This is a genomic window from Marichromatium sp. AB32 (assembly GCF_003718675.1).
In the GTDB taxonomy this organism is placed as follows: domain Bacteria; phylum Pseudomonadota; class Gammaproteobacteria; order Chromatiales; family Chromatiaceae; genus Marichromatium; species Marichromatium gracile.
In genome coordinates, this window is sequence record NZ_RHFJ01000085.1 from 1 (window position 1) to 9,589 (window position 9,589).

Genomic DNA, 9,589 nt, shown 5'->3' on the forward strand with positions numbered 1-9,589 from the left:
ATCTTGGCTCTGGCTCTGGCTCTGGCTCTGGCTCTGGCTCTGGCTCTGGCTCTGGCTCTGGCTCTGGCTCTGGCTCTGGCTCTGGCTCCAGGCTCGCCTCCGGCTCGGGCGACGTCAAGGCCCCGGGGACCTCCCCCGCCGCATCACCAGCACCGAGCGAAGGCAGCTCCGCGCCCTCGGCCATGGCCGGGCGCGACTCATCCTCCTCGGCCCCGTCGACCGAGGCCCCCGCTGCCAACAGCGGATCCTCCAGGGCCGGCAGCTCCAATTCCGTCATCGCCTCGACGGCGGGCTCGGACGGCCCGTGCGAGCCGAACCGGGCATCCCCCGATGAGACAACCGCCTCGCTCGCGGCCGGCGCTATCCCGGCAGGCTCGACGACGGGCTCCGGCAGGGGCGGCGGCATCGCCACCGCGCGTTCCGCCGGGGCCTCTGGCCCTGTCGGCACACCGACACGCGGCGCCGGCGCCATCTCCAGCTCGACGGCCAGCGCCTGCAGCGCCGAGCCCGCCGGCCCGACGCCCGGCAGCTCGGCGACCCGCTCGGCAATCAGCGCACGCGCACGTTCGAGCCAGCGTCTCGAGTCGGGATCGAGCGCGCGTGCCTGCAACCCCTTGAGTCGCAGTTCGAGCGACTTGGTGACCGTGGCGATGGTGTCGATCCCGGCCATCCGCGCACTGCCGGTCAGGGTGTGGAGCGCGCGCAGCAGCGGCTCGTCGACCGCGCGTGACTCGTCCAGCGCGGCGGTGACCTGCTGCAGGTGCTCGGCGGCCTCGGCGCGGAAGATCTCGAGCAGCTCCTCGTCCTCCTCGAGCAGGCTGCCGGCATCGAGCGCGGCAAGCCCCGGGTCGGGCAAGGGCTCGGGCGCCGGCGACGGCGACAACACCCGGGGGTCGTCCGGCGTGACACGCGCCTCGGTCGCGGCGGGCGGCGGCGGGGTCAGCTCCAGCTCGGAGAGATCGAGCGTGGGCAGCTCCAGGTCGGGCAGCTCCAGCTCACCGGCCTCGTCGACTCCGAGCAGCGCGGCCGGGTCCACAGCGCCCTCGCGGCCCGCGGCGAGTTCGGAGTCAGGCCCCAGACTTGGCAGCGGCACCGTCTCCGGATCCAGCGAGACGGGCTCGTCACGGTCGATTGCCGACGCCGCGACGGCGCTCGGCGGCGCCGGGCCGAGGACTGGCCCGGTCTCGCTGGCAGGCGCCGCTGCGGGCGCGAGCAAGCGCTCGGCCGGGGCGATCAGCGACGCGGTGTCGACCACCCGCCCCTCGGCCTCGGCGCCGATCAGCTCGGGCAGCCGTTCGAGCACCGCGGCGATGTGTGCGATCAGCGGCGGCGAGACCGGCAGGGTGCGCTCGAGCACGCGGTTGAGCAGGATCTCGTTGGCCTGGGCGACCTCGGCCACCTGGCGTGCCCCGACCAGCCGGCCACTGCCCTTGAGGGTGTGGAAGCTGCGCCTGAGCGTGGTCAGCGCGTCCCAGTCCTCGTTGGCCTCGGACCAGCGCGCGAACTGGGCCCGCGCCGAGGTCATCTCCTCCTCGGCCTCCTCGAGAAAGATCTCGAGGAACTCCGAGGTGACGGCGCCGATCCCCGCATCGGTCTCGGTCGCCACCGCTGGCGACGGCGCGCCGGGCTCGGGCGACGCGCTCCCGAGGCTCTCCTGCAGCGCGGCGAGCGAGTTGCGGGCGTGCTCGATCAGGTTGTCGCCGAACGGCTGACCGTCCTGCAGATGGGCGATATAGAGCTCGAGCGCGGCGATGGTGTCGGCCAGGTGCTCGAACTCGCGCTCGCCCGGTGTCGGGGCCTGCGCCGTACCCAGCCCGCGCACCAGTGCGGCGACCGACTCGGCGAGTTCGGCGGCGGGCTGCTCGTCGAGGATCCGCAGCGCGCCGGCCACGCCTTCCAGCGATCCGGGCACCGGCGCCAGCGGCGCGAGGTTGTCGCGATCGAGATGACAGGCGGCGATCGCCTCCTTGACCTGGACCAGCTCGTAGCCGGCCTCGCGCAGCGTGGTGCTGGCCAGCTCGCCGAGATCGATCCCCGGCAGGGCGCCCGGCAGCGCCGCGACGCGGCGCTCGGCGCAGGCGCGCAACCGCGACTTGAGCGCGAGCAGGCCGGTGGCCAGGGTCTCGAGTCGTCCGCCCCCGTCGGTGCCGTCGAAGGCCGAGCCGAGTTCACCGGCAAAGCGGCGTAGCTCGGCCACCAGCTCGTCGCCGCCGGGGACCTCCAGACGCTCGGCGAGGCGGCGCAGTCCACTCTCCATCAGCGCCAGCTCGCCGGGATCGGGGCGGCCGCCGCCCAGGGCGAGACGCTCGAAGCGCCCCTCCAGTTCGGGAAAGGTCTCCAACACCTCGGCCGCCGCCGCGGCCAGGGCCTCGTCGCCCGCATCTCCGGGGAGGCTCGCGCCCACACCGTAGCGCGCGCGCAGCGACTCCAGATCGGGCAGCCGGGCCGGGTCGAGCGGGGCGAGCGCCGCCAGCAGACGCTCGATCAACGCGATCATCTGCGCCTGCGGCCATTGCGGCGGGCGCTGCACCAGCGGCTTGAGGATCCAGTCGAGGTGACCGAGCAGGGTGCGCTGCTCGGCGCCGGCCTCGAGCCAGCCCTGGCGCAGGGCCTCGGCGAGGTGTTCGGCGAGCCGGAAGACGTCGGCCAGCAGTCCCTCGCCGAGATAACCGTGGAGATGGTGGAAGAGGCGCCCGAGCTGGACCAGCCCGCGCCCGTCGCCACCGGCGCGATACCACTCGACCAGATGACGGTGGAACTGCGGGCGCACCTGACGCAGCGCCTCGGCCAACGCATCGAGCGCCTCGGGCGAGGCCTGCAGCGGATCGCTCGTGCCGCCGAGCGCGGCCACGGCGAGCAGCTCGGTCTGGGTCAGCGCCGGCGTGTCGAGTACCGCGCGCACCTCGTTGATCGCCGGCAGCAGGCTCAGCGGCGAGTCGTCGTGCCCGGCATCGAGACGGTCGAGATGGTCGGCGAGCGCCACCAGGGCGTTGGTCAGGGCGCGCGCGCCGGCCTGCAGCTCGACCAGCTCACCGGCGCCGATGCGCGCGGTGAGACGCGCCAGCTCCTCGGCCAGGCGCGCCGGCGCCGGCAGCTGCAGCGCCAGCAACACACCCTGCACCTGGGCCAGCGCGTCACCGGCCTCGGCGGCATCCTGCGGGGTCTCGGACGCCGCCTGGAGGATCGCCAGATCACGGGCCGGACGCAGGGCCGAGTCGATCTCGCCCTTGACCCAGTTCAAACCACCGATGACCTTCTTCTCTGCCATGGGAGCGCCGCTCCTGCCTGATTCAAGGAAAGGTCGCGGGCGACCGCACGGCGCACGCCCCGCCCCCGCTGCGGATGTCCCGCCGCCTCAGGGCAGGCGGAATCCGGCCACCGAGCGCTGCAGCTCGGTGGCGAGGTTGGCCAGCTGCTCGACCGAGGCCGCGGCGCGCCGGGTGCCGTCGTTGTTCTCCTCGGTGAGCGCGCGGATCGCCTGGACGGTGTCGTTGATCTCCGCGGACTGGCGCGACTGACGCTGCGCCGAGTCGGCGATGCGCTTGGTGAGATCGGCGATGTAGGCCGAGACGTTCTCGATCTCGTGCAGCGCGTCGCCCGCGTTCTCGGCCAGGTTGGCGCCCTCGACCACCCCGGAGGTGCTCGCCTCCATCGAGCTGACCGCCTCGTTGGTGTCGGCCTGGATGGTGCGCACCAGCACCTCGATCTGCTTGGTGGCGTTGCGCGAGCGCTCGGCCAGACGCTGCACCTCGTCGGCGACCACCGCGAAACCGCGACCGGCCTCGCCGGCCATCGCCGCCTGCATCGCGGCGTTGAGCGCGAGGATGTTGGTCTGGTCGGCGATGTCGTCGATCAGCTCGACGATCTCACCGATCTCCTGCGAGCTCTCGCCGAGACGCTTGATGCGCTTGGCCGTCTCCTGGATCTGGTCGCGAATGGCGTCCATCCCCTGGATGGTATCGCGCACCGTCTGCGCGCCGCGCCCGGCGACCTCGACCGAACGCGAGGCGACCTCAGCCGATTCGCCGGCATGGCGCGCCACCTCGTCGATCTGCTGGGTGAGCGACTGCACCGCGGTGGAGGCCTGCTGGATCTGCTGCGACTGCGCGGTGCTCGCCTCGGCCAGACGCGTCGAGATGGTGCGACTGTCCTGCGCCGAGCGGTTCACCCGCGAGGCGGTCTCGTTGATGGTGGTGACCAGGGCACGCAAGGCGTCGACGGCATAGTTGATGGCGTCGGCGATCGCCCCGGTCTTGTCCTCGGTGACCGAGGCCTCGACGGTGAGATCACCGTTGGCGAGATTGCCCATCTCGTCGAGCAGGCGCAGGATCGCCTGCTCGTCACGCTCGCTCTGGGCGGTGGAGAGTTCCTCGCGCCGATGCGCCTCGCGCACCGAGTAGAGCGCGAGCAGCGCCAGGCTGAGCAGGGCGGCGCCGGCGGTCGCCAGCACCAGGGTGGCGCCGACCTCCAGGGGGCCCAGCGGGAAACGCAGGGGCGCGGCGCGATAGGCCGCGGCGAGTTCGGCGAGCGCGCGCTCGAGTCGCTCGGCGCCGGCGGCGAGCGCGGTCTCGGCATCGAAGGCCGCGCTCGCCGCCCCGGACTGCTCGAACGCGGTCTCGAGCGCAGCGCCGAGCGCGACCGAGACCCGCTGCGCCTCATCGAGCGCGTCGCGCAGCGCCGGCGCCGAGGTCGACTCGGCCAGCGCGCCCAGCGCCGCCTCCAGCGCCTCGCCCTCGCGCGTCAGGCCCTCGCCCACCTGGCGGGTCCGCTCCTCGCCGGCGGGCAGAGCGGCGAGCAGGGCATCGATCCGCGCCAGCCGCGCCGACTGCCGGCCGAGGCGAAACGCCTGCGCCGGTGCGGCCTCGCTCGCCGCGAGACGCTCCCCGGCGCGCGCGAGCGCGGTCTCGGCGCGGACCACCAGCGCGCGCGCCTCGCGTACCGCGCGCTGCGCGGCCAGCGGCGCCTCACCGGCGCCGAGCAGACGTTCGAGTTCGACACGCAACCCGGTCCAGCCGTCGCGCGCCGCGCGCCACGGCTGCTCCAGCCCGACGAGATCGGAGCGCAGCGTCCCGGCCTCGCCGCCGAGCGCCTCGCGCAGCCTGGAGCGGGCCTGACGCAGGCGCTGCTGCGCCGCCTCGTCCCCCTGCAGCAGCGCGGCGCTGTCGGCCGCCAGCCCGGCCACCGTGGTTGCAGCAGTGCTCGCCTGGGTCGAGAGGCGCAGGTGAGCGGCATCGACCCGGTCGAGCCGGAGATAGCCGAGCAGCGCCAGCACCGCGAAGGTCAGCGCCAGCAGCGCCAACGCCAGGGTGATCTGTCGCGACCCACCCAGCCGTCTCTTGCGTGGGTTGAGCGTCTCTCGTTTCGCCATCTGCTACCGACTCCCGGAGATGTGGATCACGCCCGCGCGACTCCGGCGACGGGCACTCGTGAATGGATCGGCCGATCGGCACTCAGCCGAGGGCGGCATTGAACAGGGGATCGGCCAGCAGCCGTTCCAGGCGCAGCACCGCCACCGCCTCGTCGTCGACCCGATAGGCCGTATCGATATAGCGCGCGCTCAACCCCAGCCCATCGGGCAGGGTCTCGACCCGGGCGTCGTGACGGACATGACGCATGCCGAGCGTCTCCGAGACCACCAGCCCGCAGGGCGACTCGACCTGACGCACCACCAGCACCCGGTCGCGGGCGCGACGCCGCCCCGGCGGGACACGGCGCTCGCCGGGCTGCCCTCCCTGGGTCAGCACCGCCAGGTCGCTGATCGGCAGCAGGGTGCCGCGATTGTTGGCGACCCCGAGAAACCAGGGCTGGGTGCCGGGGACGCGGGTGATCTCGACCGGGACCTCGAGCACCTCGGCGATCTGCTCCAAGGGGGTCAGAAACTTCAGGTCTCGCACCCGAAACAGCACCGCCGCCCAGCTGTCGGGCGGGGGCGCGTCATGGGGGAGCGCGGTGCGCTGGGCGCGGCAGCTGGCGTCGAGCTGACGGATCAGGGCATGCAGCTCGGTCGCGGCGGTAGCGGTCTCGGTCATCCCCTCAACCCTCCAGCGCCACGCGCACCCGGTCAAGCAGGGTCGCGGCGTCGACCGGTTTGATCAGGTAATCGACCGCGCCCTGACGCAGCCCCCAGGTACGATCGGTCTGCTGATCCTTGGTGGTCACCATGATCACCGGGATGTCGGCGGTCTCGGCATCGCGCTGCAACATCCGCGTGGCCTGGAAGCCGTTGAGCACCGGCATCACGACATCCATCAGGATGAGGTCCGGGTGCGAGCGACGCGCGACGGCGATCGCCTCCTCGCCGTTGGTCGCGGTCTCGACCCGGTAGCCCGCCTGGGTGAGGACCTTGGCGAAGATCCGGGTCTCGGTCGGGGAGTCGTCGACCACCAGCACCCTGGCACCGGGGGTCGGCGGCTGGGTGGTGTCGTCGGCGGTCGCGTCCGTCTTGCGAAAGAAAGGTCTCATGGCTGCGCTCACGAGCCCGACGGGCTCCGTTCGGGGGCGCGACCGAGGTTGTCGCGCACCGCTGCCAATAGTTCCTCTCCGGTGAACGGCTTGGAGAGATAGAGTTGGGCCCCGACCAGCCGGCCCTTGGCGCGATCGAAGAGCCCGTCCTTGCTCGAGAGCATCACCACCGGGGTATGGCGGAGCGCGGCGTTGCCCTTGATCAGGGCGCAGGTGTGATAGCCGTCGAGACGCGGCATCATGATGTCGACGAACACCAGGTCGGGTCTGAAGGAGACGATCTTGCCCAGGGCCTCGAAGCCGTCGGCGGCGACCATGACCTCGCAGCCGGCCTTGGCCAACAGGTTCTCCGCGGTCCGGCGGATGGTCTTGCTGTCATCGATCACCAGGATCTTGGCGCCGGTCAGATCGGCATGGTCCGAAGGATCCGTCACGCTGACGACCTCTCGAGTCGGCACGATTGAAGCGTACACCCGGACGCGCCTCGTGTGTCCGTCCCCGCTGACGGAAGGGGGACCGCCATCGCGTTCGCGGCACCGGGCACGGGCGCGGGCGCGGGAAGGCGCGCCGGCGGGCTCGTGTCGACGATGCGTGTGGCGCGACGTCGACGCAGCAAGTCTAGCAGCGCTGCGCGCGTCATCGCCAGACACCATTGCCCCCATCACCGACACCGGGATTCTCGGCGCGGCCATCCTTTGAGAGGATACCGCGAGCTGCCGCACCGCGCCCCGGCGCGCGGTCGCGCGCATTACCACCCTGGATTCACCAGAGACATCGCGCCAGTGACGCCAAACCCGGAGAGCCGTCGCACATGAAGATTTCGGACATCCTCAACCACATCGACAACGGCCACATGGCGCTGCCGGAGTTCCAGCGCGGCTACGTGTGGAACCGCGATCAGGTTCGAGGGTTGTTCGACTCGCTGTATCGCCGCCACCCCGTTGGCAGCCTGCTGGTCTGGGCCACCGACGCCAGGACCGCGACACACCGCGGCGATGGCGCAATCGCGCCCGGTATCGTCAAGCTGCTACTCGATGGACAGCAACGCATGACTTCCCTCTACGGCGTCGCGCGCGGCAAACCCCCGCGGTTCTTCGACGGCAACCCCCACGCATTCACCGCGTTGCGCTTTCATCTCGAGCGCGAGACCTTCGCCTTCCACCAGCCAGTCAAGATGGGCGATGACCCGCTGTGGATCGACGTCACCGAGTTGATGCAGACCGGCAGCGCCGGGCTCGGCACCTTCATCGCGCGGTTGGCCGACAGGCCGGAACTCGCCGCGCGACTGGGCGATTACGTGGGCCGCCTTGGACACCTGCTCGGCATCCTCGAGATCGATCTGCACATCGAGGAGGTGACCGGCGCGGACAAGAGCCTGGACGTGGTGGTGGACATCTTCAATCGGGTCAACAGCGGCGGCACCAAGCTGTCGAAGGGCGACCTCGCGCTGGCGAAGATCTGCGCCGACTGGCCGGACGGACGCGAGGCACTGAAGGCGGAGTTGTGGCGCTGGGAACAGGATGGCTATCACTTCAACCTGGACTGGCTGCTGCGCTCGGTGAACACGGTGCTCACCGGCGAGGCCAAGTTCCAACACCTGCACGAGAAGTCGGCGCAAGAGGTGCAGGACGCGCTGCGCCGCGCCAGCCGGCACATCGACTCCAGCCTCAACCTGATCGCCGGTCGCCTCGGGCTGGACCACGACCAGGTGCTCTTCGGCCGCTTCGCGGTCCCGGTGATGGTCCGCTACCTGGACCTGCGCGAGTCCGCCGGACGCGGCGCGATGGACGAGCAGGAACGCGACAAGTTGCTGTTCTGGTACGTGCAGGCGGCGATGTGGGGTCGCTTCTCCGGCTCCACGGAGACCTATATCGACAAGGACCTGGAGGCCCTGGGGGACGGCGACGCCGCCGCCCTGGATCGACTGCTCGAGCAACTGCGGCTCTGGCAGGGCGCGCTCCAGGTCGAGCCAGGGCACTTCACCGGCTGGAGCGTGGGCGCGCGCTTCTACCCGGTGCTCTACCTGCTGACCCGCATGGGTGAGGCGAGGGACTGGGGCACCGGACTGGCGCTCAAGGCCCACCTGCTGGGCCGGATGAATCGCCTCGAGGTCCACCACATCTTCCCCAAGGCGCAGCTCTACAAGCGCGCCTACCGCAAGCCCGAGGTCAACGCGCTGGCCAATTTCTGCTTCCTGACCAAGGACACGAACCTGGACATCAGCGACACCCTGCCCGAGGAATACTTCCCGCAAGTCGAGGCGCGCCACCCAGGGGCGCTGGCCTCGCAGTGGATACCACAGGACCCGGCGCTGTGGCGGATCGACCGATTCCGCGACTTCCTCGAGGCGCGCAAGACCCTCATCGCCGCCGAGCTGAACCGCCGCATGGCCGAGCTACTGCACGGCGACGACCGCTGGCTGCACGCCACGGGCCCGACGGCGCCGACGCAGCCCGCCACCGAGATCGTCGGCGGTATCGGCAGCGCCGAGGAGGAGGCCGAGCTGCAATCGCTCAACGATTGGGTCGCCGGCAAGGGGCTACCACGCGGCACCCTGTCGTTCGATCTCGCCGACCCCGACAGTGGCGAACAACGCGCGATACTCGATCTCGCCTGGCCGGGCGGGCTGCAGGAGGAGCTGAGCCAGCCGGTCGCCGTGCTGCTGAACGAGGAGACCGCCACCATCGCCATGGCCAGCCAGGCGGGCTTTCGCTGCTTCAACGACACGGACACCTTCCGTCGCTACATCGAGACCAGCATCCTCGCCGAGCCCGCCGACACCTGATCGGTCAGGAACACAGGCGTCGGTTGGGTTGCCGCCCTCTGGCAATCCAACACCATTGGGATGGTGATCGCCGTCGCCCGGGCGGAATCGTCACCTGAAGACATGCTGGCGGATGGGCCCCCGTCCACGAACGAGAGACCACCCGCACCTGCCAACCGCCGAGCGCAGAGCGCTTGATCACTTCTCTGCGTCCTTCGCCGTTCAATCCATCTGGTAGCTGGTAGCTGGTAGCTGGCGACTGGCGGCTGGTCGCTGATGGCTGGTAGCTGGTGGCTGGTGGCTGGTGGCTGGTGGCTGGTGGCTGGTGGCTGGTGGCTGGTGGCTGGTGGCTGGTGGCTGGTG

Annotated in this window: 6 protein-coding genes; 1 reads left to right on the top strand and 5 read right to left on the bottom strand. The window is 71.1% G+C overall.

What is annotated here, in order from left to right:
• The 5 genes from EBL85_RS15840 to EBL85_RS15860 form a co-directional block, all read right to left on the bottom strand.
• Nucleotides 1-3,268, bottom strand: a 3,268-nt coding sequence (locus tag EBL85_RS15840) for an Hpt domain-containing protein (protein ID WP_190288106.1), incomplete at its 3' end; no start/stop codon positions are given.
• Between the two features lie 87 nt (nt 3,269-3,355).
• Complete coding sequence (locus tag EBL85_RS15845) at nt 3,356-5,368, bottom strand: methyl-accepting chemotaxis protein (RefSeq protein WP_123143415.1); 2,013 nt, start codon at nt 5,366-5,368, stop codon at nt 3,356-3,358.
• 82 nt (nt 5,369-5,450) lie between these two features.
• Nucleotides 5,451-6,029 (bottom strand): chemotaxis protein CheW, encoded by a 579-nt coding sequence (locus tag EBL85_RS15850; RefSeq protein WP_123141763.1) that lies wholly within the window; start codon nt 6,027-6,029, stop codon nt 5,451-5,453.
• 4 nt (nt 6,030-6,033) lie between these two features.
• Nucleotides 6,034-6,462 carry a PleD family two-component system response regulator gene (locus EBL85_RS15855; protein WP_223806174.1) on the bottom strand — a complete coding sequence of 143 codons (429 nt, stop codon included), beginning with the start codon at nt 6,460-6,462 and terminating at the stop codon, nt 6,034-6,036.
• A gap of 8 nt (nt 6,463-6,470) precedes the next feature.
• Entirely contained in the window at nt 6,471-6,896 is a 426-nt protein-coding gene (locus EBL85_RS15860; protein ID WP_062276543.1) for a PleD family two-component system response regulator, read from the bottom strand.
• Between the two features lie 377 nt (nt 6,897-7,273).
• Here EBL85_RS15860 and EBL85_RS15865 point away from each other — a divergent pair, with 377 nt between their 5' ends.
• The gene (locus EBL85_RS15865) at nt 7,274-9,247 is read left to right on the top strand and encodes a DUF262 domain-containing protein (protein WP_123143416.1); all 1,974 of its coding nucleotides are present in this window, start codon (nt 7,274-7,276) and stop codon (nt 9,245-9,247) included.
• The last annotated feature ends 342 nt before the right edge of the window (nt 9,248-9,589 follow it).